This window comes from Bacillus shivajii (genome assembly GCF_020519665.1).
Taxonomy (GTDB): domain Bacteria; phylum Bacillota; class Bacilli; order Bacillales; family Salisediminibacteriaceae; genus Bacillus_CA; species Bacillus_CA shivajii.
The window spans coordinates 488,796-513,132 of record NZ_CP084703.1; the positions used below are offsets into that span (position 1 = coordinate 488,796).

A 24,337-nucleotide genomic window follows, 5' to 3' on the forward strand; every position below is an offset into this window, starting at 1 on the left:
ATCACTGCTAAAACCATCCGAGGAGCTAGGGAGGGGTAAGGTATGAGTTTTATACAATTAGATGCGATAACGAAATATTTTCTTGGTTCACAGGACCCTGCGGTTAGAAATATCAATTTAAATATACGTAAAGGTGAAATTGTTACACTGCTAGGACCAAGTGGATGTGGTAAAACTACGACTCTACGAATGATTGCAGGATTTGAACATCCGAGTGAAGGGTCGATAAACATTGATGGGAAAGTAGTATATAACGAAACTCAATCTCTACCTCCAGAAAAGCGAGGAATTGGGATGGTGTTTCAAGACTATGCGTTATTTCCACATATGACGATCCTTAAAAATGTGATGTTTGGTCTGAATAAATGGGGAGCTCGTGAAAAGCGTAAAAGAGCAAAAGAAGTACTTGAGCTTGTAGGGTTAGAAGAGTATGCAAACCGTTATCCTACCCAGCTTTCTGGTGGACAGCAGCAGCGTGTTGCATTAGCGCGTGCTTTAGCACCGAAACCGCACGTAGTATTAATGGATGAACCTTTCAGTAACTTAGACGCGGGGCTTCGTGAAAAAATGCGTTTCGATGTTACGAACATTTTACGTAAAGCAAATACAACAGCAATTATCGTAACTCATGACCAAAAAGATGCATTTGCTGTATCTGACCGGGTTGTCGTTATGAAAGATGGTGTTATTCAGCAAATTGCTTCACCTAGAGAAATGTATCGTTGTCCGAAAAACTGTTTTGTAGCACAATTCGTAGGGAAAACGAATTTAATCACAGGAACAATGGACCTCGATCAAAAGCATATTCATACGCATATCGGCAAAGTTTGTTTGCCTGAACAATGGCAAGAGCATTTGGACACTGTTAAGCTTTCGATTCGTCCAGAAGGATGCCGATTAACTGAAGAAGGAAAATATTGTGGTGTAATTGAACGAGTTACGTACGGTGGCGAATATCAAGAATTGTATGTCCGCCTTCGTAATGAACCGCAATTATCTCAAGAACCAATGTTAATATATGCGCCGATCGAACAAGATCTCGAAGTAGGTACAATCGTATCATTTGATATTAAACCGGAGCTAGTCGCTCTTGTCGAATAGGACTATGACTTATAACAGTCTCCTTCACGATTGAAGGAGGCTTTTTTCTATGACGAAGACAACTGTTGATATAAATTACTTATTAATAATTATTATAAATAAAGAGGGTTTTGTCAAGAACTTTTTGTGTGTTGAAATGACTTTCTATATGCATAAAAAGAGTACAAAAAAACCACAGTAAACTTTCACTGTGGTTTATTAAAACATGATTGATACGATAATAGCTAGTGCAATCAAAACTCCGACTACAATACCGACCACTTTTAACGTTTGTTTTCGCTTTGCTTGCTTGTTCCACCTATTCGGATCAAATGTAACTTCATTCGGGTCTGTTGCGCGCCTGTATTTTCCAAAGCGTGTGACTTTATATAAAATAAGTGGTGCAATTGCAGCTCCGGCAATCAACCCAAAAATGTGAGCAAGGATGTTTATTCGTGGGTTAATAAATGTCATGACGACACCTAATATAAGGATTGTCATTATGAGTTGAGAATTTGCTGCATCAATTAAGTCTTTTCGATAAAGGACCATATATAAATAAATGCCGAACAAGCCGAAAATTGCTCCTGAAGCCCCTAAATGGAATAAAAATGGATCTCCGAGAAAATACGTAGCGATATTTGCTAAAATACCGGCGGTGAAATAGGCAACAAGGAAACGCACTTTTCCTAACATCTGTTCTAATGCAGGTCCGAAAAGGACAAGAGAAAAAGAGTTAAATAACATATGCGTTAACGAACCATGCAAGAAAATTGGTGTGACAAGGCGCCAGTATTCTCCCATGGCAATGAATAAGTTACTGCCGATTCCAAAGTCTCTAATTTGTTGACCGCCTAAAAATGGAAAGAGTGAGATCCAAAAGTATAAAATGATATGAATAGCGACAAGTGTTGTAATAACTGGATATGACCGTATAAATCCTTGAAAACTTTCGTTACGAATAAACATATGTGGGTCTCCTTTTGAAAAGATAATCCATTTAATGGTGATATTAGTATTTATTTTATCACAGGATACAAAGTTAAACCTATCTTAACAAGTTTAAAAAAATTACATTACTAGACTATTCAAATCGTTGTTCGTGTAGAATGGTATATAAAGGTTTGTCGGAGGGAATGGACATGATTTTAGGAATAGGGCTTGATTTAATTGAATTAGAACGCATTGAAAAACTTATGACTCGCCAAAAGAGATTTGCAGAACGGATTTTAACCTTTAATGAAATACATAAATTTGAAAAGTTACAAGGGAACAGAAAAATCGAATATTTAGCGGGAAGGTTCGCTGCGAAAGAAGCAGTTAGTAAAGCCCTTGGCTCTGGTATTGGAGAAGAACTTTCATTTCAAGATATTGAAGTCACAAATGATGTTTCTGGGCGACCGAAACTAGTTGTTAAAAATATTTTGGATAAGACTTTTCACCTTTCAATTACACATACGAAAAGTTATGCTGCTGCCCAAGTAGTCGTTGAAGAGACAGGAAAAAATGAAAGCTCGTCAAGCTAGTCTGCATAATGTAGTGGACAGCCTCATATAGTGTTAATGCGGATGGGAGGGAACAAAACATGTACGTGGTAACGGGTGACGAAATGCACCAAATAGATCGCTTTACCATGGAGCATATTGGTCTTAGTGAAGAAACATTAATGGAGAACGCAGGTCAGGCTTTTTTTCGGCAACTATTACGTTCAATTAATAAGGGCTCAAAGATCATCATCTTAATAGGTTCAGGGAATAATGGAGGCGATGGTTTTGTCATTGCTCGGCTGCTAAAAGAAGCACAAATAAAAACGAATGTCTGGTTGATCCCTCAAGAAGGGAAAATAAAGGGAGCAGCACTTCGGCATAAAGAGATCTATGAAAATAGCCATTATATATGGCACTCTTTTGAGAAACAACCTCACCGTTTTTATGAGCAACTTAAAGAAAGTGATGTCTTGATCGATGCGATGCTTGGTACAGGGGTAAAGGGTATTCCGAGGCGTCCTTATTCAACGATTATCGAGTATGTGAATACATCGTGGGAGGGGAAAGTCGTTTCGGTAGACATTCCAAGTGGATTGCCTTCACATGAATGTGGAGAGTCGTTTTTAGCATTAAATGCAGATGAAACATATACTTTTGACGCTTATAAAGTCAGTACTTTTCTTCCGAACATGGATCGTTACTATGGAAAGGTACATGCACTTGATATTGCGATACCAAAAAGAGTCTATGAAAATATCTCTGTGAAAAGACAAGTAATCACTGAGGAAGAAGTTAAACAAACCTTGCCAGACCGAGATCGATACGCTCATAAAGGCACAGCAGGAAAGTCGCTTATTATAGGAGGTTCCGTCCAAATGCCAGGTGCTTCTATCTTAACGACGTCAGCTTGTTTACGTTCTGGATCAGGACTTGTTACTTTAGCAGTTCCGGATGTCATTTTACCGACCGTTTCACAAAAATTAACTGAATCAATGTTTCTTCCATTAAGAAGTGAAGATGGGGAATTAACAAGCCTGTCAATTGATCAAATCAATGATCAAAAATTCGATGCCATCGCTTTTGGACCAGGTGTTGGAAGAGCAAATCAATATCAATTATATAAAACGTTTAACGAGTTTGACGGTCCATTAATTATCGATGCTGATGGCTTGTATCATTTGTCATTGGAGTTATCAAAGTGGAAGAAAGGTAGAGAAGGTGGTCCAACAATCGTTACTCCACATGTTGGAGAAATGGCAAGGCTAATGAATATCTCTTTAGATACAGTAGAGAAAAACAGGTTTGATATTTCAAAGCGACTTGCGATAACTTACAACATGTACGTTGTATTAAAAGGCCCTAATACGATAGTTACTACGCCTGACGGGAAACAGCGAGTGAATATGACCGGGAATTCAGCTTTAGCAAAAGGTGGTTCAGGTGATATGCTCACTGGGATGATTCTTTCATTTGTTCTTCAGCACCAGTCTGTTTTAGAAGCGATCTGTAATGCTGTCCACCTTCATGGTAAAGTTGCAGATGAGCGACTCAAAGAGTACGATGTGTTTAGTATAACCGCATCAGATTTAATTAATCATCTGCCGAAGGTGTTAAAGTCATACCGATACCATTCGTGACAATTATATCCCTCCTTTGTCGTCGAAAAGACACAGAGGGGTTGAGTAAATGAAAAAGACAGTTTCCTTACTAGCATTTTTGACTACAGTAATGTTGTTACTCGCTGCATGCGGGGAAAAAACACAGGAGGATGTCATCGAAGATCTTGATAAAACGTTGGATGGGTTAACTGGCTACAAGGCACAAGCGACGATGACGTTGCAAACTGGGGAAGAGCCTCAAGTGTATGAAGTGGAAGTTTGGCACAAAGATCCTACTTTGTATCGAGTTGCTTTAAACAATGCAGAAAAAGAACATGGACAAATTATTTTGCGAAATGAAGATGGTGTTTTTGTATTAACTCCAGCACTTAATAAAAGTTTTCGTTTCCAAAGTGACTGGCCTGAAAATAATAGCCAAGTCTATTTATATGAATCGCTCGTTAATGATATTTTAATGGATCCAGAGAGAACTTTTTCCGCGACAGAAGATCATTATGTTTTTCAAACAAACACGAACTATTCCAATAAAAACTTAAATCAGCAAGAAGTCATGTTAAATAAAGGTGATTTGTCTCCTGCATCTGCGAAAATCATGGATGTTGATTTGAAAGTTCTTGTAGAAGTTGAATTTACGAACTTTGAGATGAATGCAACGTTTAATGATGGTGACTTCGATATGGATCGAAATATGACAGCTGCACGTATTGATATGGACGTTCCAACTCTTGCAGAGGGGGAGCCTTTGGAAGAAGAGCCATTTACTGTTTACTATCCAATGTTCTCCCCAGATGGCACACAGTTAGAGCATTCTGAAGAGGTAGAAACAGAGAGTGGAAAACGAGTGATTTTAAGTTATGATGGCCAACAGCCATTTACATTAGTTCAGCAACGTAGCCGTGTTGTTGAAGCAAGTACGCCAGTAGACATTGTCAGTGGTGAACCGATCGATATCGGTTTCACATACGGTGCATTGACGAAAGAGGGAGATACAAAAACAGTCTCTTGGTCATATAATGGCACTGATTTCTTCTTAGCTTCTAAACATCTAAGTGAAGAAGAGTTAGCTGCAATAGCAAGAAGTGTTTATGGCACAGAAGAGAAATAACAATTAGGGAAAGGCTCATGGTTAGATCCACCTGAGCCTTTTTCTATTGAACAAGGCCACCATTCGGTCTATATTCGTTTAAAAGTTTTATGGTTGTCTCATATTGGTATGGAAGTAAGCTGCGAGACTCCAGTGGGGACAGCTTGACCCAAAAATCACATAAAACGAACGAAGTTTGTTTTGGGAAGTGTTGTCTGTGGTAAACAAGACATGGTGAGAGCAAGTAGCGTCTACTTCCCAACATAAACGGTGTTTCTGTTTACACGTAAACTAAATTTTCACGGTCGTCAAATTTAAATTTTGCATTGTTGTTAAATCTCATAAGAATATTTGACACAACGGAGTGTGCAAATAATAATGTATAAATAACACATTTTTCAATCAATGAATTTTTTTATAAAAGCTCTTTTCTTCATATACAGTTTACGCTTGCTTCTATATAAATGAAGGTATAAGAGATTGAAAATAGCTTTTATAAAGAAACGCTAACTAGGAGGGGCATATCCGTTGTCAAAATTACATCCCTTTTACCGAGATACATGGGCCGAAGTTAACTTAAATGCAATATCGGAAAATTTAATCAATATACAATCGATTCTTCCTAAAGGGGTAGAAACAATGGCGGTGGTTAAGGCAAATGCATATGGCCACGGAGCGATCGATGTAGCCAAAGCAGCCTTATCCTCTGGAGCGACATTTTTAGGGGTGGCGATCCTAGATGAAGCGATAGCTCTTAGAGAAGCTGGAATAACAGCACCTATTCTTGTCCTTGGACATGTTAGGCCGGAGAATGCGATTTATGCAGCAGAAAAGGGGATTACACTTACTGTTTTTCAAAAAGATTGGGTAGAAAAAGTAGCTCAGGAAATTGATGAAAACACTCCGAAAATAAAATGTCATGTAAAAATTGATACTGGTATGGGACGAATTGGTATAAGAACCATTGAGGAAGGAAAAGCTTTAATCAGAACATTAAAGCAATCTCCATTATTTGAAGTTGATGGGATTTATACGCATTATGCTACGGCTGATGAAGTAGATACAACTTATGTTGAAATACAACAAGGTCGCTTTGATAAAATGGTTCAATGGTTTGAACGAGAATGGGGACAAGTGGTTCCGTATAAACATTGTGCTAATTCAGCTACTACATTAAGATTTGCAGAACGAAGTTATAACTTAGTTCGTGTTGGTATATCAATGTATGGCCTTTCTCCTTCAGAGGAAATTAAAGACGAACTACCAGTTCCACTTATTGAAGCATTTTCTCTTCATAGTCGAATCACTCAAGTGAAGCAAATGACGGAAGGTGAATTTATAAGCTACGGCGCGACATATGAAACAAAGGAAAATGAATGGATTGCAACAATTCCAATCGGTTATGCAGATGGGTGGATAAGAGCCCATAGTGGTGGAGATGTATTAGTGGATGGGAGAAGGCGTCCGATCGTCGGGCGTATTTGTATGGATCAATTAATGGTCTCTTTAGATGAAAGAGTTGAAGAGGGTACTAAAGTCACATTACTTGGGAAGCAAGGAGAAGAACACATTACGATTGATGAAGTGGCGAGAAGACTTCAGACAATTAGTTATGAAATCCCTTGTTCAATCAGTTACCGTGTACCTCGGGCTATCATGCAAAACAACCAAATTTCACATGTGCATAATAAAATCTTTTAACAGATCATTTTCTTGTACTATTAGAATTTATATAATTTCGGTTGATAGTATAACTGATACTGCGGTTACTCGTCGCAGGTAAAGAGTACTAAGAATCTCTTTAACGATAAGCCAAGTTCTGTTTGAAAATCTTCATCCTCTATTTTTTAGAAAGCAAAAAAGGGGAGATGACACAAGAAAATGAGATCAATTTAGAGGGATTTAGGGAAAATTGCCGAAAAAACTTTGTTAAAGATCAAAAAGTCACTTTGCAATCGCCTATAGCAAGTGATATTATAAAGAAGGATTAAAAAAACGGATGATGCTGCGTTGGAGGTGTTTTTTGTGTCCGAAGAGAACACAAAAAAAATTATGGTAAGCTTACCGCAACATTTAGTGAACGAACTTGATGGTTTACTGGAAAGACAGAATGTTAACCGCAGTGAAATAATTCACCAAGCTACGAAAATGTACTTGAGAGAACAAAAGAAACAACAAATCCGCGAAACGATGCAACAAGGCTATATGGAAATGGCGAAAATTAACTTGAACATTGCAACAGAATCCTTTCTTGTTGAGGAGGAGGCCGAGAATACGTTGGATCGCTTAGTTAGTGGGGTGTAAGGGATTGATTGTAAAACGTGGTGATGTTTATTTTGCTGACCTTTCACCCGTTGTTGGTTCTGAACAAGGTGGAATCCGACCGGTTCTTATTATTCAAAACGATATCGGGAACCGCTTTAGCCCGACGGTTATTGTGGCAGCAATTACAGCGCAAATTCAAAAAGCGAAATTGCCAACACATGTGGAAATTAATGCGAAAAGATATGGATTTGATCGAGATTCCGTCATACTTCTAGAACAAGTCCGCACCATTGATAAGCAACGTCTAACGGATAAGATCACGCATCTGGATGATGATATGATGGCAAAAGTTAATGATGCTTTGATGATCAGTCTTGGTTTGATTGACTTTTAAACATCTATATCCTTATTCATGGTATGGTAAACAAGCCGTATATAAACATGATAATGAAAGACTCCGAAAAAAATCGGTGTCTTTTGTATTTTCTCGGGTTATTTCTTGTTATGCTAAATAGCTAAGTGAGTCATAAAAGTGCATAGTCGTTACTAATATAGAAGGTACATTGTTTTTGTATCTTTTTTATTATGCCATGATAAATGAGGGTGAATGATACAGATAGGGGTATGTGTTGTGGATAAATGTGGTCTCTTGTCGGAAATGTTGTTAAAAGGACTACTTTCGTTGCAATCAGCAAAAATCAGTGAAATAATAGAAGCAACAAGTAGAATAAAGTGGGGGCAATGATAGAATGAATTCATTTATTCGTGAACTTATCATTAATAGTCAAAATGATATTGTCGATGAATGGTTGAAAGAAATTACACAATTTAGGTCACAAGACCAGTTACAAAACATTACTGATGCGATGTATGAAAATACGAATCGCGAGTTTGTAACGAAATTAATTTCAACAGTTGATAAAAATGAAACCGAATTTCAGGACGAGCTGATCGAATTTACAGAAAAGCTGATCCAGTTAGGTTGGCCTCTAAATTATATAACACGAGGGCTACAAGAATTCCGTAAAATTACTGTAGAAAAAATATCTCAAGAAGGTTCTAATCCTTCCCAAACCATTGAATATTTCCAAGAAGTTGAAAACTGGATTGACGGCGTAGTAAACATCTTAGTGAATGAATATTCGGGCTCTTGGGAAAACACGGTTTTTTTGCAAAAAATGGCCTTGAAAGAGCTTTCTGCTCCGTTGATCCCTGTTGTGGATAAAATTAGTGTGATGCCGTTAATAGGTACAATAGATACAGAACGCGCTAGGTTAATCATGGAAAACTTACTCGATGGTGTCATTAACCATCGTTCTGAAGTGGTGTTAATAGATATTACAGGGGTTCCTGTTGTTGACACAATGGTTGCTCATCATATTATTCAAGCAGCAGACGCAGTTAGACTAATAGGATCGAAATGTATATTAGTAGGGATAAGGCCTGAAATTGCTCAAACAATTGTTAACTTAGGGATCGATCTCAGTAAGTTTCCGACGAAAAGTAGCATGAAAAAAGGAATGGAAGCTGCTCTTGAAATAACGAACCGGAAAATCGTAGATATTGAGAATTAAAGGAGGATTTGGTTTTGCGCATCCCAATATTAAAGCTACATGATTACTTATTAATTTCTGTTCAAGTGGAATTGGATGATCAAACAGCTCTCCAATTTCAAGAGGATGTACTAAGTAAAATACATGAGGAGGGTTCTAGAGGAGTTGTTATAGATCTTACCTCTGTTGAAATGATTGATTCATTTATTGCCAAAGTTTTAGGTGATGTCGTAGACATGTCTAACTTAATGGGAGCGAAAGTAGTTCTTACCGGTATTCAGCCCGCTGTAGCCATTACTCTCATTGACATGGGTATTATGCTTGAAGAAGTACCGACAGCATTAGATCTAGAGAAAGGGTTGGAAAGACTCCAGCTCGAATTGGAGGGTTGATGCATGCAAGTCCAAACCCATGTGGATATTCATAGTGAATGGGGGATCGTTGCTGCTAGGCAGGCAGGACGAAAACTCGCAAGAGAAGTAGGATTCGGTACTGTAGATCAAGCACGAATCACAACAGCGATTTCTGAACTTGCAAGAAATATCTATTTATATGCTAATAAAGGGCAAATTTATATAGAAGAAGTGTCATCATCTGGAAAAAGAGGCATAAGAATTATTGCAAAAGACAAAGGTCCAGGAATTAAGGATGTAAGAAAAGTAATGGAAGATGGATTCACTACATCAGGAGGACTTGGTGCAGGGCTTCCTGGCGTGAAGCGTTTAATGAACGATTTTAAAATCGATTCAGATCAAGATGACGGGACAACGATAACAGCTGTGAAGTGGCTCAGGTAGGGAGGTGTCACTGCTTGGAAGAGACAAAGCTTTCGATGTATCAACTCTATAAAGAAATGTTAAATAATTATTTATCAGAACAAAGTGAAGAAGTTTTATATAATGCACAGCAATTCAGTAAGGAAATGATGGAGAAGGATATGTCCCCAGAAGAAATGGTGAGCCTTCATATATCTGTTTTCCAAGAGATTAAGCCTGACCTTCCGAAAGAAGTCGTAGACTCTTTTGATTTACTTCTTGAAGTGATGATTGGTTATGGTCTTGCTTATCGGGAACATCAAAGCTTGCGAGACCGTCAAAGGCAATTAGAATCGGAATTAAATGTAGCGGCAAGAATGCAACAATCGCTTCTTCCGGAAAATAAGGTCGATATGGAAGACGTTGATTTCGGTGTGATTAGCGTTCCGGCAGGGAAGATGAGCGGTGATTATTACCACTATATACAAGATGAACATGGTTGTGTAGGAGTGGCTGTTGCTGATGTTATAGGTAAGGGTGTTCCGGCGGCTATGTGTATGTCGATGATCAAATATGCAATGGACAGTTTACCAGAGCAGCGTTTACAGCCAGGTGATTTGCTGGAGAATTTAAATCGGGTTGTTGAACGAAACATTGATGATGACATGTTCATTACAATGATGTATGGCTCTTATGATCCGAGGGATCATAAGTTTCACTTTGCAAGTGCTGGTCATGAACCGGGTTTTTATTATCGAGCAAAAGAAGATAGGTTTGAAGAGCTTGAAACGAAAGGACTTGTATTAGGTATTATGCCGAAAACGAGTTATAACGAAAGCTCCTATCAAATGGAAACAGGTGATTTCATTGTGTTACTTTCAGACGGGGTGACTGAATGTCGTACTGAGGGTGACTTTATTGAACGTGAAAAAATAACGGATATGATAAGGAACTATAAACACCTCTCAGCCCAGGAAATTGTAAACAATGTGTATCGAGACCTTGAAAAAATGCAAGACTTTCAATTAAGGGATGACTTTACCCTCTTAATATTACGAAAAAATGTTTAACAGGTGTAAATGAAGGGTACTAAGTCGTTGTGTATCCAAATGTTTGCAGGAGGGGAAAAAATGAATTTACAAATTGACATTCAAGAACAAAATAATGCAGATGTTGTGTATTTAACAGGTGAAGTTGATGTATATACTTCTGCAAAATTAAAAGAATCGTTAGCGCCCTTAACAGAAAAAGGCCAAAATACACTAATTGTTGACTTGTCTCAAGTCAGTTACATCGATAGTACAGGTTTAGGTATCTTTATCGGAGCACTTAAGTCTGTTGATAAAGCGGGCGGGACGCTTAAAATCTCTGGAGTAAACGATCGAGTAAAACGTTTATTTGAGATTACGGGCTTAAATGAAGTGATCGATATTGACGCAAGTCAGAGGGAGGAGGCGTAGAATGGCACACACATCTGATCATATCGAAATGAAGGTTCCTGCTAAACCGGAATATGTTGGTGTTGTACGTTTGACCGTTTCAGGAATTGCAAACCGATTAGGGTACTCCTATGATGACATTGAAGATATAAAAATTGCGGTTGCTGAAGCATGTACGAACGTTGTCAACCATGCTTATGAAGACCCGGAGGACGACCCTTTAATGATGATTAATTGTGGGGTTTTTGATGACCGCCTTGAACTGATCGTTGCAGATAAAGGCGGTGCGATAAATATAGAAGATTTAAAACAAGGGAATGGACCGGTATCTTCAGATCAGCCAATCGAGGAGCTCAAGGAAGGAGGTCTCGGGTTATTCTTAATTGAAACGTTAATGGACAAGGTGGAAATCACGGGAGATTCAGGCGTTATGATCGTTATGACGAAGTTCCTGCAAAGAGATGAGGTGGAACAAAGTGACAACGGGATCTCAGAACAAATCACAGAACAATAAAGAAGAGATTTTAAGATTAATTGAGGATTTTCAACGTACGGGTGACGAAGTCATTCAAACGAAGCTCGTCAAAGAATTTGAAAATCTCGTTTATGCTCTAGCCAGAAAGTTTTCCAAAGGTCAACGCCATGATGAAGATTTAGTTCAAGTAGGGATGATTGGATTACTTGCTGCTTTAAGGCGCTTTGACCCTTCGTTTGGAAGGAGCTTTGAATCATTTGCTGTTCCGACAATTGTCGGTGAGATTAAACGTTTCATCCGTGATAAAACTTGGAGTGTCCATGTCCCGAGACGAATTAAGGAATTAGGACCTAAAATTAAGAGTGCAGTTGAAGATTTAACAAGAGAGTTACAGCGTTCTCCGAAGGTGGTTGAAATAGCAGAACATATCGGTGTTTCTGAAGAAGAAGTTCTAGAAACGATGGAAATGGGAAAAAGTTATCAAGCTTTATCTGTTGATCGCTCGATTGAGGCTGATGATGAAGGAAGTGCGGTAACACTTCTTGATCTTGTTGGTTCGAATGAAGCTGGATATGAGCAAACGGATCAACATCTGCTGTTAGAAAAAGCTTTTGAGGTATTAACAGACCGTGAAAAGCAAATTCTTCAGTTAACATACTTTGATAATTTAAGCCAAAAAGAAACCGGAGAAAAATTAGGCATATCCCAAATGCATGTATCGCGCTTACAAAGAAGAGCTTTACAAAAATTAAGAGAATCGATACGTATAGAACCGACGGAGTGTTTATAATGATCGAGCACCAGAAAATAAATGGTATAGAAATCAGCACTTATCACGTAGCAAAAAAAGGTAATTGGTGTTCGGGAGATGCTTATTTCATTACAAGAACAGATGATTACGTTATCTGTGCAGTAGCTGATGGACTTGGTAGTGGAGAAGAAGCGATGAATGCATCTGAAGCAACGATTGAGATTATTAAAGAGAATCACGATTTAGATTTACAAGACTTGATGAAAAAGTGTAATGAAGTTCTTTGGCATAAGCGTGGTGCTGTATTGACGATTTTAAAAATAGATTTAATAAATGAAGAACTTGTATACAGTAATGTGGGAAACATTGGCTGTATTTTTTATACACCATCAGGAAGATTAAATCGTCCTGTACCTAACCGTGGTTATATGTCAGGGAAAAAACGAGAGTTTAAAATCCAGCGTTTGAATTATGAAAAAGGGATGGGTTTCATTTTATTTTCAGATGGCTTAATCTTTAACCCGCAATATCATAAAATAATTTCTCGGATGGATTCCCCTAAATATGTACTTGAACATCTCATTGATCATATGGAAGATTCAGATGATGATACAACGATCCTTATAGGAAAGATCGCTTAATAATCTACTATTGTAAAAGTAGAACGAGAGCTTTAAAGGGCTGACAATATAAAGTCAGCCCTTTTTGTGCATTGAGATTTATTTAAGTACCTAACAAAGGTTTGAGGAGGCATTCATCACATGGAATGATTAGGGTTACATTCATTTATGATGAAACAAAGTAATCTTCTAATGCTTGCTGCAATGTAGCCTTCGTTGCTGCTTTACTCTCAAATTTTAAGTTAAGGCTAGTGAATTTCTTTACAATTTCAGATCGTAGGCCAGTGATAACACAAGAGCATCCCATGAGGTTAGACCCGTCGATTGTTTTTATTATATGATCAATAACGTTATTGTCTATATGTGCAATTCCTGAGAAATCCATGACAATCGTTTCGATACGGAGACTACCTATTTCTTTTAGTGTTTTCTCCTCAATTCTACTAGCTCTACCTACATCGATTTCTCCAATCAGAGGTAGGACACAGACTTTATCAGAGATCGGGATGATGGGTACCGATAAATTCTCCACTAGTTCTCGTTGAGATTTTATTAGCTGATCTTTATACTCAGAATAATTTAGGAAAAATCCAGTCAAGAACCGATCGATACGGTCATTCACTTGTTTTTCAAGGTTGTAGAAGTTCTCACTTCCTGTCTGTTTGTCTTTCTCTTCTTCGAACCTCTGTAGAAAGCGCCAAAGTGTTCTACGGATAGACTGAACCCACTCGAGCTTGAAGTCGAGCGTTAAATCATGGCTAGCCCACGCAATCCCTTCTTTTTTTGCAAACGCTTCTAACACTTCATCATTCCCACTGAGTGAATACATAACAAGGTTATGGGCGTTCGATAAGAGGTCGATATTTCCGATGCGTTGAATCTCTTTTACTTTTTCTCGAGCATTAACAGCCTCATTCAACAATTCATTTAGAAATTCATCTTTTTTGTTGTTAAAAAAATCTGTATATTCCTTTTCGTATGTTAGGCCCATGACATTCACTCCTAGAATATATGATCATTTAGAGTTCATCTACATAACGTCTTTTATTTTACATAACAAAAACGATTATGACAATTCGAATGATTCGATATTTTTTAGCTAGAAGAGGTGTGTCAAAGGTAATTTTCATTCTTTGGGAAGATAAAGTATAATTATGATGGACACACCGTATATATTTTGAGGAGGTATTATGTTGGAGTGGACGGAGCAGCAAAATGAATTATTAAAACAGGTTACAAATGAAGTGAAATTAAAGGATACAAAAATTAAAAGTGTTATAGAACTTAATGAGGAAGGAAATACAGTCCCGTTTATCGCACGTTATCGAAAAGAGTTAACTGGAGGCTTAGACGAAGAGCAAATTCGTCAAATTCTTGAAGCGTGGGAGTATGCGTCTAATTTACAGAAAAGAAAAGAAGAAGTCATTCGCCTTATAGATGAACAAGGCAAGCTCTCCACAGAGTTGAAAGGAAATATTGAAAACGCAACGAAGTTACAAGAAGTAGAAGACTTATATCGCCCTTACAAACAAAAGCGGAGAACGAAAGCGACAGTCGCAAAAGAAAAAGGGCTTGAACCACTAGCAGAATGGATATTCGCTTTGCCGAAAAGTGGGGCGATAGAAGAGGAAGCAGAGAAATACATAAATGAAGAAAAAGAAGTAAATGATGTTGAAGATGCTATTCAAGGAGCAAAAGACATCATTAGTGAATATATTTCAGATGATGCCGATATTCGAAAGCAAATTCGAGAAATGACATTTAAAGAAGGTAAAATCTCAGCGGAGAAAAAATCAAAAGCTGAGGACGAAAAAAATATCTTTGAAATGTACTATGAGTATAGTGAAGAAATAAAAAAAATCGTCCCGCATCGTGTTCTAGCCCTAAACCGAGGTGAGAAAGAAGATGTATTAAAAGTTGCTATTGTTGCACCTCGAGATAGAGTAATAACATATATAAAATCAAAAATCATTAAACATAGTAGGAGCATTGTTGAAGTACAGCTAAAAGAAGCAATTGAAGATAGTTATAAACGCTTAATCGAGCCATCCATAGAGCGTGAGATACGAAAAGAAATGACTGAAAAGGCGGAAGAACAAGCTATTCATATTTTCTCAGAAAACTTGCGTAATTTATTGTTACAACCACCTCTTAAAGACAGAATTGTGCTAGGGGTGGACCCAGCGTATCGGACAGGTTGTAAGTTAGCGGTTGTAGACGAAACAGGAAAAGTGCTTGATATTGATGTCATTTACCCGACACCACCAAAAAATGCAGTTGACCAAGCAAAGGAAAAAGTGAAATCCTTTATTGAAAAATATCAAATTGAAATGATTGCGATCGGAAATGGTACGGCATCTCGTGAAACTGAGCAATTTATTGCTGATCTAATGAAGGAAGTAGATCGTAAATTGTACTATTTAATTGTAAATGAAGCGGGAGCGAGTGTTTATTCTGCTTCAAAATTAGCGAAAGAAGAGTTCCCTGATTTACAAGTGGAAGAGCGGAGTGCTGTTTCTATTGCAAGAAGAATACAAGATCCGCTTGCAGAGCTCGTGAAAATTGACCCGAAGTCAGTTGGCGTTGGTCAATATCAACATGACGTCACACAGTCGAAGTTAAATGACCAGCTTACTTTCGTCGTTGAAACAGTTGTAAACCAAGTAGGAGTTAACTTAAATACTGCTTCTTCTTCATTATTACAATATGTTTCAGGCTTATCAAAATCCGTAGCCAATAATATTGTGAAATACCGAGAAGAAGAAGGAAAGTTTATAAATAGAAAACAATTGAAGAAGGTCCCGCGTTTAGGGAATAAAACATATGAACAAAGTATAGGTTTCTTAAGGATTATTGATGGTGACCAACCGCTAGACCGTACAAGCATTCACCCAGAAAGTTATTCCGTTACAAAGGAAATCATGAAAGACTTAAGTATTAAGGAAGAGGATTTAGGGACAACTGATATTAAGGAAAGAATAGAGCAATTGAATGTGAATGAACTTGCTGACAAATACGGTGTAGGTATTCCAACGCTTCAAGACATTCTTGATGCATTATCTAGACCTGGGCGTGATCCACGTGAGGATGTTCCAAAGCCTGTTCTTAAAACTGATGTGTTATCAATGGATGACCTCTCAAAGGGAATGGAGTTACAAGGGACGATAAGAAATGTTGTTGACTTTGGAGCATTTGTAGATATTGGTGTAAAAGAAGATGGACTTGTCCACATATCAAAGCTAGCCAACCGCTTTGTAAAACATCCGATGGAAATTGTCTCTGTCGGTGACGTTGTTACTGTATGGGTTGATGATGTCGATATGAAAAAGGGACGAATTGCCTTAACGATGTTAAAACCGGAAAAGCAACTGACAAATGGCTAACTTGGGAAAGAGGGGGGGATCCCCTCTTTTTTAAAATCGTTAAGAATCTACAAATCTTTTGGTAAGAAAATACTCGACGCTGTGAAAATTTTAAAGTGTATAAGTTCAACTATGGTTCTAGTAACGCCTATAGGCTCGGCAATCAAAGATTAGAACTTAAAAAATTTCTATAGTAGTATCTTATTGTGATTTAGATGACGAGTATGGCGTGGATCTTTTATAATAAAACCAACATTGGTTTAAAATCCGGATTCTACGCAGGTCCTTACGCTGATAGGCCTCTTGTAATTGGTTGCGTAGCCAAGAGGGCATAAAGTAACCTCCTTTCGTTCGTATTAAATGATAGTTCGGATAGTATTAATTAATATATGTTCGAAGGATTGTCCTTGTTTTCAAATTGATGAAGATATAACAAGAACGTAATATTTACAAGCTGTAAATAGCGGAGTATAGATACTGAAGTATTGAAGTGGGCTTGGGAAAGGAGGGTGTCTAGGAAGTGAATAATGAACAATTACAACAGTTAGTTGAACAGATATCGGTAAATTCATTTAATAAGCCGTTCCAGCATGATGCATATTTTAATAATAGGTTAAGAACAACAGGGGGGCGTTACTCATTAGCAGATCACCATATTGAGATCAACCCAAAGCATTATGAACACTTCGGATATGAAGAGTTAGTAAAAATCATTAAGCATGAACTTTGCCATTACCACTTACACATTGAAGGAAAAGGGTACATGCATAAAGATAGAGAGTTTAAAAATTTGCTAAAAGCGGTTGGTGGCTCGAGGCATTGTCAAACACTCCCTGGGACTCGGAAAAAATCTAAGGTCATTCATATGTACCAATGTACTTCTTGTGATTTAATCTATAAAAGGAAAAGAAGAATAGATACGAAGAAGTATGTTTGTGGGAAGTGTAAAGGAAAGTTAAAAATTGTTAAAACGATTTCTGGATAAAAAGTTGATTTTTATTAAATCTCTATGCTATTATATAAATCTCATCAAGAGAGCCTACCAACAACATTAAGGAAGTGAACAACTACAGTAACGTGGGTTTGACATTAATATTATCTTTGTTTAAAATAATAATTGTCGTTATTATTCCACAGTAGCTCAGTGGTAGAGCAATCGGCTGTTAACCGATCGGTCGTAGGTTCGAGTCCTACCTGTGGAGCCATTTCTTTTTTTGGGGGAAGTCCTTACTCATTTTTGTTCCTTAATAAATGGGACAAGCTAAAAGTAAGCAGATAAATATAATTAAGAGAGAATGCGACTCCGTAAAAAAACAGTTGACATAATCTTGTTGATTGTGTAAGATATAAAAGTCGCAAAAAAACACTAACAATATTCCACAGTAGCTCAGTGGTAGAGCAATCGGCTGTTAACCGATCGGTCGTAGGTTCGAGTCCTACCTGTGGAGCCATTCTTATGGAGAAGTACCCAAGTGGCTGAAGGGGCTCCCCTGCTAAGGGAGTAGGTCGTGTGAGCGGCGCGAGGGTTCAAATCCCTCCTTCTCCGCCATTAAATATTAGGCCCGTTGGTCAAGTGGTTAAGACACCGCCCTTTCACGGCGGTAACAGGGGTTCGAATCCCCTACGGGTCACCATTAGTTTTTTCAAAGTCTCGTATACATGAGGATGTGAGTGAGCGCATCTGACAAAGAGATTCGCCGCCCCTTATGCAGATCGTTTTGTTTGAAAGAAGCAAGAAGGTCGAGGAAGAAAGGGAACGAGCACTGGAGCGTATACCACATACGTGAGGATGTGAGTGAGCGCATCTGACAAAGAGATTCGCCGCTTATTTCAAACAAATAGGGAGGATTAGCTCAGTTGGGAGAGCACTTGCCTTACAAGCAAGGGGTCGGTGGTTCGAGCCCGCCATCCTCCACCATTAATTAAATATAATAGACGTCAAATAGTGTGGTCCCGTGGTGTAGCGGTTAACATGCCTGCCTGTCACGCAGGAGATCGCGGGTTCGATTCCCGTCGGGACCGCCATTTTTTTTATTTTAGTGTGCGGGTGTGGCGGAATTGGCAGACGCGCTAGACTTAGGATCTAGTGCCTTCGGGCGTGGGGGTTCGACTCCCTCCACCCGCACCATTATAATAATCTTTCATTTGTTGCGGTCGTGGCGGAACGGCAGACGCGCTAGGTTGAGGGCCTAGTGGGGGCGACCCCGTGGAGGTTCAAATCCTCTCGACCGCACCATTTTATATAACAGCCTAATATAGGCGCCCGTAGCTCAATTGGATAGAGCGTTTGACTACGGATCAAAAGGTTAGGGGTTCGACTCCTCTCGGGCGCGCCATTAACTATCTCTTATCAGTTGTCAGCGCTAATCCGAAAAATAATACGGGAAGTAGCTCAGCTTGGCAGAGCACTTGGTTTGGGACCAAGGGGTCGCAGGTTCAAATCCTGTCTTCCCGACCAGGATATTTCAGTGTTTTATAATAAGGTAGTCATTTATAATATATGCGGGTGTAGTTTAGTGGTAAAACCTCAGCCTTCCAAGCTGATGTCGTGAGTTCGATTCTCATCACCCGCTCCATGAAAATTATTTTAAAATAACTCTTGCATCATTATCTTATCGATGATATAGTAGTTAATGTTGCTTGAGGGCCTGTAGCTCAGCTGGTTAGAGCGCACGCCTGATAAGCGTGAGGTCGGTGGTTCGAGTCCACTCAGGCCCACCATATATTGACCTTTGAAAACTAAACAAAAAGCCAAGCGAAATGGGATATAAAAATATCCCGTCAATGAATTTTTTTTTTTTTTTTTTTTTTTTTTTTTTTTTTGATGTCAGAGACATTAAACTCTTAAGATGATTTTTTCATCACAATTTATTGGAGAGTTTGATCCTGGCTCAGGACGAACGCTGGCGGCGTGCCTAATACATGCAAGTCGAGCGGACCAATTAAAAGTTTACTTTTATGAGGTCAGCGGCGGACGGGTGAGTAACACGTGGGCAACCTGCCTTACAGACTGGGATAACTCCGGGAAACCGGGGCTAATACCAGATGACCAATAGAGTCGCATGACTCTATTGTAAAAGTTGGGATTTATCCTAACACTGTAAGATGGGCCCGCGGCGCATTAGCTAGTTGGTGAGGTAAGAGCTTACCAAGGCGACGATGCGTAGCCGACCTGAGAGGGTGATCGGCCACACTGGAACTGAGACACGGTCCAGACTCCTACGGGAGGCAGCAGTAGGGAATCATCCGCAATGGGCGAAAGCCTGACGGTGCAACGCCGCGTGAGTGATGACGGTCTTCGGATTGTAAAGCTCTGTTGTTAGGGAAGAACAAGTGCCGTTCGAATAGGGCGGCACCTTGACGGTACCTAACCAGAAAGCCCCGGCTAACTACGTGCCAGCAGCCGCGGTAATACGTAGGGGGCAAGCGTTGTCCGGAATTATTGGGCGTAAAGCGCGCGCAGGCGGTCTCTTAAGTCTGATGTGAAAGCCCACGGCTCAACCGTGGAGGGTCATTGGAAACTGGGGGACTTGAGTGTAGGAGAGGAAAGTGGAATTCCACGTGTAGCGGTGAAATGCGTAGATATGTGGAGGAACACCAGTGGCGAAGGCGACTTTCTGGCCTACAACTGACGCTGAGGCGCGAAAGCGTGGGGAGCAAACAGGATTAGATACCCTGGTAGTCCACGCCGTAAACGTTGAGTGCTAGGTGTTAGGGGTTTCGATGCCCTTAGTGCCGAAGTTAACACATTAAGCACTCCGCCTGGGGAGTACGGCCGCAAGGCTGAAACTCAAAGGAATTGACGGGGGCCCGCACAAGCAGTGGAGCATGTGGTTTAATTCGAAGCAACGCGAAGAACCTTACCAGGTCTTGACATCCTCTGACAACCCTAGAGATAGGGCTTTCCCCTTCGGGGGACAGAGTGACAGGTGGTGCATGGTTGTCGTCAGCTCGTGTCGTGAGATGTTGGGTTAAGTCCCGCAACGAGCGCAACCCTTGACCTTAGTTGCCAGCATTTAGTTGGGCACTCTAAGGTGACTGCCGGTGACAAACCGGAGGAAGGTGGGGATGACGTCAAATCATCATGCCCCTTATGACCTGGGCTACACACGTGCTACAATGGATGGTACAAAGGGCAGCGAGACCGCGAGGTTGAGCGAATCCCATAAAGCCATTCTCAGTTCGGATTGCAGGCTGCAACTCGCCTGCATGAAGCCGGAATTGCTAGTAATCGCGGATCAGCATGCCGCGGTGAATACGTTCCCGGGCCTTGTACACACCGCCCGTCACACCACGAGAGCTTGTAACACCCGAAGTCGGTGCGGTAACCTTTTGGAGCCAGCCGCCGAAGGTGGGACAGGTGATTGGGGTGAAGTCGTAACAAGGTATCCCTACCGGAAGGTGGGGATGGATCACCTCCTTTCTAAGGAGCTATTAGCTCATTACTTTATCGATCGTTTGCGCTTTTTGTTTAGTTTTGAGAGGTTTATTTTTTTTTGTCTCTCAAGATAGATAGCTTTGCAGAGAAGATCAAGCTGACGAAGAAGAGCGACGATCATCTGCAGCAAATTGTTCTTTGAAAACTAGATAACAGATTAAGACTGATTGATCTTCACCGGTTGTTTGAAACGAATTCAGTAATGGATTCGACAGAGTACAACCGAGTGTCTTAGAAGGTTAATTTGACGCCATATACGCAGATGGAACCAATTGAGAAAGTTGGTTTTACAAAGAGCACCAAGGAGTTCAAGGAAACAAGCGACGAATCCCCGGAACGTACATTTTTGGTACGTGAGGATGATGAGGCGCGCAGTTGACGCAGAAATCCGAAGGTGATCTGCAGTAAAATGGTTAAGCTAGAAAGGGCGCACGGCGAATGCCTTGGCACTAGGAGCCGAAGAAGGACGGGACGAACACCGATATGCTCCGGGGAGCTGTAAGTAAGCTTTGATCCGGAGATTTCCGAATGGGGGAACCCACCACCTGTAATGAGGTGGTATCCATACCTGAATACATAGGGTATGAGAAGGCAGACCTGGGGAACTGAAACATCTTAGTACCCAGAGGAAGAGAAAGCAAATGCGATTTCCTGAGTAGCGGCGAGCGAAACGGAACTAGCCCAAACCAAGAGGCTTGCCTCTTGGGGTTGTAGGACACTCCATACGGAGTTACAAAGAAACGGAGTAGATGAAGCGACCTGGAAAGGTCCGCGGGACAAGGTAAAAGCCCTGTAGTCGAAACTTCGTTTCCTCCGGAGTGGATCCTGAGTACGGCGGGACACGTGAAACCCCGTCGGAATCTGGGAGGACCATCTCCCAAGGCTAAATACTCCCTAGTGACCGATAGTGAACCAGTACCGTGAGGGAAAGGTGAAAAGCACCCCGGGAGGGGAGTGAAAGAGATCTTGAAACCGTGTGCCTACAAGTAGTCGGAGCCCGTTAATGGGTGACGGCGTGCCTTTTGTAGAATGAACCGGCGAGTTACGATTACGTGCAAGGTTAAGTTGAAGAGACGGAGCCGCAGCGAAAGCGAGTCTGAATAGGGCGAATGAGTACGTGGTTGTAGACCCGAAACCGTGTGATCTACCCATGTCCAGGGTGAAGTCCAGGTAACACTGGATGGAGGCCCGAACCCACTCACGTTGAAAAGTGAGGGGATGAGGTGTGGGTAGGGGTGAAATGCCAATCGAACTCGGAAATAGCTGGTTCTCCCCGAAATAGCTTTAGGGCTAGCCTCGAGGGAAGAGTATTGGAGGTAGAGCACTGATTGGACTAGGGGTCCCCACAGGATTACCGAATTCAGTCAAACTCCGAATGCCAAATACTTATCCTCGGGAGTCAGACTGCGAGTGCTAAGATCCGTAGTCAAGAGGGAAACAGCCCAGACCATCAGCTAAGGTCCCCAAGTATACGTTAAGTGGAAAAGGATGTGGAGTTGCTTAGACAACCAGGATGTTGGCTTAGAAGCAGCCACCATTGAAAGAGTGCGTAATAGCTCACTGGTCGAGTGACTCTGCGCCGAAAATGTACCGGGGCTAAACGTATCACCGAAGCTATGGATTGTCCTTACGGACAGTGGTAGGGGAGCGTTCCAAGGGCGTTGAAGCTCAACCGAGAGGATGGGTGGAGCGCTTGGAAGTGAGAATGCCGGTATGAGTAGCGAAAAGAGGGGTGAGAATCCCCTCCGTCGAAAGCCTAAGGTTTCCTGAGGAAGGCTCGTCCGCTCAGGGTTAGTCGGGACCTAAGCCGAGGCCGAAAGGCGTAGGCGATGGAAAACAGGTTGAAATTCCTGTACCACCACGTCACCATTTGAGCAATGGGGGGACGCAGGAAGGTAGGGTAAGCACGGCATTGGATGTCCGTGTCCAAGCAGTTAGGCTGGTAAGTAGGTAAATCCGCTTACCGTAAGGCTGAGCTGTGATGGCGAGCGAAATTTTAGTAGCGAAGTTCCTGATCCTACACTGCCTAGAAAAGCCTCTAGCGAGGTGACTGGTGCCCGTACCGCAAACCGACACAGGTAGGCGGGAAGAGAATTCTAAGACGCGCGGGAGAACTCTCGTTAAGGAACTCGGCAAAATGACCCCGTAACTTCGGGAGAAGGGGTGCTCTATTAGGGTTTACGCCCGAGAGAGCCGCAGTGAATAGGCCCAAACGACTGTTTATCAAAAACACAGGTCTCTGCCAAGCCGCAAGGCGAAGTATAGGGGCTGACACCTGCCCGGTGCTGGAAGGTTAAGAGGAGGGGTTATCCCATTAGGGAGAAGCTCTGAATTGAAGCCCCAGTAAACGGCGGCCGTAACTATAACGGTCCTAAGGTAGCGAAATTCCTTGTCGGGTAAGTTCCGACCCGCACGAAAGGTGCAACGATTTGGGCACTGTCTCAACGAGAGACCCGGTGAAATTATATTACCTGTGAAGATGCAGGTTACCCGCGACAGGACGGAAAGACCCCATGGAGCTTTACTGTAGCTTGATATTGGATTTTGGTACAGCTTGTACAGGATAGGTAGGAGCCTTGGAAGCCGGAGCGCTAGCTTCGGTGGAGGCGTCGGTGGGATACTACCCTGGCTGTACTGGAATTCTAACCTCGGACCGTGATCCGGTTCAGGGACAGTGTCAGGTGGGCAGTTTGACTGGGGCGGTCGCCTCCTAAAAAGTAACGGAGGCGCCCAAAGGTTCCCTCAGAATGGTTGGAAATCATTCGCAGAGTGCAAAGGCATAAGGGAGCTTGACTGCGAGACATACAGGTCGAGCAGGGACGAAAGTCGGGCTTAGTGATCCGGCGGCACCGTATGGAAGGGCCGTCGCTCAACGGATAAAAGCTACCCTGGGGATAACAGGCTAATCTCTCCCAAGAGTCCACATCGACGGGGAGGTTTGGCACCTCGATGTCGGCTCATCGCATCCTGGGGCTGAAGTAGGTCCCAAGGGTTGGGCTGTTCGCCCATTAAAGCGGTACGCGAGCTGGGTTCAGAACGTCGTGAGACAGTTCGGTCCCTATCCGTCGCGGGCGTAGGAAATTTGAGAGGAGCTGTCCTTAGTACGAGAGGACCGGGATGGACACACCGCTGGTGTACCAGTTGTTCTGCCAAGAGCATAGCTGGGTAGCTACGTGTGGACGGGATAAGTGCTGAAAGCATCTAAGCATGAAGCCCCCCTCAAGATGAGATTTCCCATCACGTCAAGTGAGTAAGATCCCTCAGAGATGATGAGGTTGATAGGTCTCATGTGGAAGCGTGGCAACACGTGGAGCTGAGAGATACTAATCGATCGAGGGCTTAACCAAAGTATTACATTAACCTTCAGACCGAAGGTCATCAGTCAAATGTTATCTAGTTTTGAGAGTAC

20 protein-coding genes, 12 tRNA genes and 2 rRNA genes are annotated in these 24,337 nt (G+C 41.2%); 31 read left to right on the forward strand and 3 right to left on the reverse strand.

Annotated elements, in window-relative coordinates; genetic code table 11:
• Positions 1-42 precede the first annotated feature (42 nt).
• Positions 43-1,101 (forward strand): ABC transporter ATP-binding protein, encoded by a 1,059-nt coding sequence (locus tag LGQ02_RS02430; protein ID WP_226516669.1) that lies wholly within the window; start codon positions 43-45, stop codon positions 1,099-1,101.
• 198 nt (positions 1,102-1,299) lie between these two features.
• Here the strand turns inward: LGQ02_RS02430 and LGQ02_RS02435 are convergent, their stop codons facing one another.
• On the reverse strand, positions 1,300-2,049 hold the full coding sequence (locus LGQ02_RS02435) for a rhomboid family intramembrane serine protease (protein ID WP_226516670.1): 750 nt from the start codon (positions 2,047-2,049) through the stop codon (positions 1,300-1,302).
• A 173-nt stretch (positions 2,050-2,222) separates the two neighbouring features.
• On the opposite strand from LGQ02_RS02435, the gene acpS reads away from it, so the two are divergent.
• The 14 genes from acpS (at position 2,223) to LGQ02_RS02505 (ending at position 13,149) form a co-directional block, all read left to right on the forward strand.
• Positions 2,223-2,606, forward strand: a complete 384-nt coding sequence (gene acpS, locus LGQ02_RS02440; protein WP_226516671.1) for a holo-ACP synthase — start codon at positions 2,223-2,225, stop codon at positions 2,604-2,606.
• Between the two features lie 59 nt (positions 2,607-2,665).
• Entirely contained in the window at positions 2,666-4,204 is a 1,539-nt protein-coding gene (locus LGQ02_RS02445) for an NAD(P)H-hydrate dehydratase (RefSeq protein WP_226516672.1), read from the forward strand.
• A 49-nt stretch (positions 4,205-4,253) separates the two neighbouring features.
• Entirely contained in the window at positions 4,254-5,291 is a 1,038-nt protein-coding gene (locus tag LGQ02_RS02450; RefSeq protein ID WP_226516673.1) for a LolA family protein, read from the forward strand.
• A gap of 507 nt (positions 5,292-5,798) precedes the next feature.
• Positions 5,799-6,971, forward strand: coding sequence for an alanine racemase (gene alr / locus LGQ02_RS02455; protein ID WP_226516674.1), 1,173 nt, complete (start codon positions 5,799-5,801; stop codon positions 6,969-6,971).
• 324 nt (positions 6,972-7,295) lie between these two features.
• Positions 7,296-7,574, forward strand: a complete 279-nt coding sequence (locus LGQ02_RS02460; RefSeq protein ID WP_096186805.1) for a CopG family ribbon-helix-helix protein — start codon at positions 7,296-7,298, stop codon at positions 7,572-7,574.
• 4 nt (positions 7,575-7,578) lie between these two features.
• Positions 7,579-7,929 (forward strand): type II toxin-antitoxin system PemK/MazF family toxin, encoded by a 351-nt coding sequence (locus LGQ02_RS02465; protein ID WP_096190514.1) that lies wholly within the window; start codon positions 7,579-7,581, stop codon positions 7,927-7,929.
• Positions 7,930-8,284: 355 nt separating this feature from the next.
• Positions 8,285-9,109, forward strand: a complete 825-nt coding sequence (locus tag LGQ02_RS02470; protein ID WP_226516675.1) for an RsbT co-antagonist protein RsbRA — start codon at positions 8,285-8,287, stop codon at positions 9,107-9,109.
• Positions 9,110-9,123: 14 nt separating this feature from the next.
• Positions 9,124-9,480, forward strand: a complete 357-nt coding sequence (locus LGQ02_RS02475; protein ID WP_226516676.1) for an STAS domain-containing protein — start codon at positions 9,124-9,126, stop codon at positions 9,478-9,480.
• Positions 9,481-9,483: 3 nt separating this feature from the next.
• Positions 9,484-9,885, forward strand: a complete 402-nt coding sequence (locus LGQ02_RS02480) for an anti-sigma regulatory factor (protein ID WP_226516677.1) — start codon at positions 9,484-9,486, stop codon at positions 9,883-9,885.
• 14 nt (positions 9,886-9,899) lie between these two features.
• On the forward strand, positions 9,900-10,913 hold the full coding sequence (locus tag LGQ02_RS02485; protein WP_319003506.1) for a PP2C family protein-serine/threonine phosphatase: 1,014 nt from the start codon (positions 9,900-9,902) through the stop codon (positions 10,911-10,913).
• A gap of 60 nt (positions 10,914-10,973) precedes the next feature.
• Complete coding sequence (locus LGQ02_RS02490; RefSeq protein WP_226516678.1) at positions 10,974-11,303, forward strand: STAS domain-containing protein; 330 nt, start codon at positions 10,974-10,976, stop codon at positions 11,301-11,303.
• A gap of 1 nt (position 11,304) precedes the next feature.
• Positions 11,305-11,796, forward strand: a complete 492-nt coding sequence (gene rsbW, locus LGQ02_RS02495; RefSeq protein ID WP_226516679.1) for an anti-sigma B factor RsbW — start codon at positions 11,305-11,307, stop codon at positions 11,794-11,796.
• Positions 11,759-12,547 (forward strand): RNA polymerase sigma factor SigB, encoded by a 789-nt coding sequence (gene sigB, locus LGQ02_RS02500; protein ID WP_226516680.1) that lies wholly within the window; start codon positions 11,759-11,761, stop codon positions 12,545-12,547. Before rsbW ends, sigB begins: the two co-directional genes overlap by 38 nt.
• The gene (locus LGQ02_RS02505; RefSeq protein ID WP_226516681.1) at positions 12,547-13,149 is read left to right on the forward strand and encodes a SpoIIE family protein phosphatase; all 603 of its coding nucleotides are present in this window, start codon (positions 12,547-12,549) and stop codon (positions 13,147-13,149) included. The genes sigB and LGQ02_RS02505 overlap by 1 nt, the downstream gene beginning before the upstream one ends.
• A gap of 145 nt (positions 13,150-13,294) precedes the next feature.
• Here the strand turns inward: LGQ02_RS02505 and LGQ02_RS02510 are convergent, their stop codons facing one another.
• On the reverse strand, positions 13,295-14,119 hold the full coding sequence (locus tag LGQ02_RS02510) for an STAS domain-containing protein (RefSeq protein WP_226516682.1): 825 nt from the start codon (positions 14,117-14,119) through the stop codon (positions 13,295-13,297).
• Between the two features lie 199 nt (positions 14,120-14,318).
• Between LGQ02_RS02510 and LGQ02_RS02515 the strand changes: the two genes are divergently transcribed.
• A complete protein-coding gene (locus LGQ02_RS02515; RefSeq protein WP_226516683.1) occupies positions 14,319-16,511 on the forward strand; it encodes a Tex family protein in 2,193 nt (730 codons plus the stop codon).
• A 180-nt stretch (positions 16,512-16,691) separates the two neighbouring features.
• On the opposite strand, the gene cmpA is transcribed toward LGQ02_RS02515, so the two are convergent.
• Positions 16,692-16,823, reverse strand: coding sequence for a cortex morphogenetic protein CmpA (gene cmpA, locus LGQ02_RS02520; RefSeq protein WP_226516684.1), 132 nt, complete (start codon positions 16,821-16,823; stop codon positions 16,692-16,694).
• A gap of 187 nt (positions 16,824-17,010) precedes the next feature.
• On the opposite strand from cmpA, the gene LGQ02_RS02525 reads away from it, so the two are divergent.
• From LGQ02_RS02525 to LGQ02_RS02595, 15 genes are all read left to right on the forward strand, one after another.
• Positions 17,011-17,475: a SprT family protein gene (locus tag LGQ02_RS02525; RefSeq protein WP_226516685.1), complete on the forward strand. Its 465-nt coding sequence runs from the start codon at positions 17,011-17,013 to the stop codon at positions 17,473-17,475.
• Positions 17,476-17,620: 145 nt separating this feature from the next.
• Positions 17,621-17,695 (forward strand) — tRNA-Asn (locus LGQ02_RS02530).
• 171 nt (positions 17,696-17,866) lie between these two features.
• Positions 17,867-17,941 (forward strand) — tRNA-Asn (locus tag LGQ02_RS02535).
• Between the two features lie 7 nt (positions 17,942-17,948).
• Positions 17,949-18,039 (forward strand) — tRNA-Ser (locus LGQ02_RS02540).
• Between the two features lie 10 nt (positions 18,040-18,049).
• Positions 18,050-18,124 (forward strand) — tRNA-Glu (locus tag LGQ02_RS02545).
• 208 nt (positions 18,125-18,332) lie between these two features.
• Positions 18,333-18,408 (forward strand) — tRNA-Val (locus LGQ02_RS02550).
• A 31-nt stretch (positions 18,409-18,439) separates the two neighbouring features.
• Positions 18,440-18,515 (forward strand) — tRNA-Asp (locus LGQ02_RS02555).
• Between the two features lie 18 nt (positions 18,516-18,533).
• Positions 18,534-18,618 (forward strand) — tRNA-Leu (locus LGQ02_RS02560).
• A gap of 22 nt (positions 18,619-18,640) precedes the next feature.
• Positions 18,641-18,726 (forward strand) — tRNA-Leu (locus tag LGQ02_RS02565).
• Between the two features lie 23 nt (positions 18,727-18,749).
• Positions 18,750-18,826: transfer RNA gene (locus LGQ02_RS02570), tRNA-Arg, on the forward strand.
• A gap of 45 nt (positions 18,827-18,871) precedes the next feature.
• Positions 18,872-18,948: transfer RNA gene (locus LGQ02_RS02575), tRNA-Pro, on the forward strand.
• Between the two features lie 44 nt (positions 18,949-18,992).
• A tRNA-Gly gene (locus LGQ02_RS02580) sits at positions 18,993-19,066 on the forward strand.
• Between the two features lie 68 nt (positions 19,067-19,134).
• Positions 19,135-19,211, forward strand: a tRNA-Ile gene (locus LGQ02_RS02585).
• A gap of 147 nt (positions 19,212-19,358) precedes the next feature.
• A 16S ribosomal RNA gene (locus LGQ02_RS02590) occupies positions 19,359-20,913 on the forward strand.
• A gap of 426 nt (positions 20,914-21,339) precedes the next feature.
• Positions 21,340-24,275: ribosomal RNA gene (locus LGQ02_RS02595) — 23S ribosomal RNA — on the forward strand.
• The 16S and 23S rRNA genes sit together here with 12 tRNA genes alongside, the layout of an rRNA operon.
• Positions 24,276-24,337: the final 62 nt, after the last annotated feature.

Bases quoted from the DNA above. Each gene is read 5' to 3' on its own strand.
- LGQ02_RS02430 (WP_226516669.1), top strand. From the start codon at position 43: ATGAGTTTTATACAATTAGATGCGATAACGAAATATTTTCTTGGTTCA.
- LGQ02_RS02435 (WP_226516670.1), bottom strand. From the start codon at position 2,049: ATGTTTATTCGTAACGAAAGTTTTCAAGGATTTATACGGTCATATCCA.
- acpS (WP_226516671.1), top strand. From the start codon at position 2,223: ATGATTTTAGGAATAGGGCTTGATTTAATTGAATTAGAACGCATTGAA.
- LGQ02_RS02445 (WP_226516672.1), top strand. From the start codon at position 2,666: ATGTACGTGGTAACGGGTGACGAAATGCACCAAATAGATCGCTTTACC.
- LGQ02_RS02450 (WP_226516673.1), top strand. From the start codon at position 4,254: ATGAAAAAGACAGTTTCCTTACTAGCATTTTTGACTACAGTAATGTTG.
- LGQ02_RS02470 (WP_226516675.1), top strand. From the start codon at position 8,285: ATGAATTCATTTATTCGTGAACTTATCATTAATAGTCAAAATGATATT.
- LGQ02_RS02480 (WP_226516677.1), top strand. From the start codon at position 9,484: ATGCAAGTCCAAACCCATGTGGATATTCATAGTGAATGGGGGATCGTT.
- LGQ02_RS02490 (WP_226516678.1), top strand. From the start codon at position 10,974: ATGAATTTACAAATTGACATTCAAGAACAAAATAATGCAGATGTTGTG.
- rsbW (WP_226516679.1), top strand. From the start codon at position 11,305: ATGGCACACACATCTGATCATATCGAAATGAAGGTTCCTGCTAAACCG.
- LGQ02_RS02505 (WP_226516681.1), top strand. From the start codon at position 12,547: ATGATCGAGCACCAGAAAATAAATGGTATAGAAATCAGCACTTATCAC.
- LGQ02_RS02510 (WP_226516682.1), bottom strand. From the start codon at position 14,119: ATGGGCCTAACATACGAAAAGGAATATACAGATTTTTTTAACAACAAA.
- LGQ02_RS02515 (WP_226516683.1), top strand. From the start codon at position 14,319: ATGTTGGAGTGGACGGAGCAGCAAAATGAATTATTAAAACAGGTTACA.
- cmpA (WP_226516684.1), bottom strand. From the start codon at position 16,823: ATGCCCTCTTGGCTACGCAACCAATTACAAGAGGCCTATCAGCGTAAG.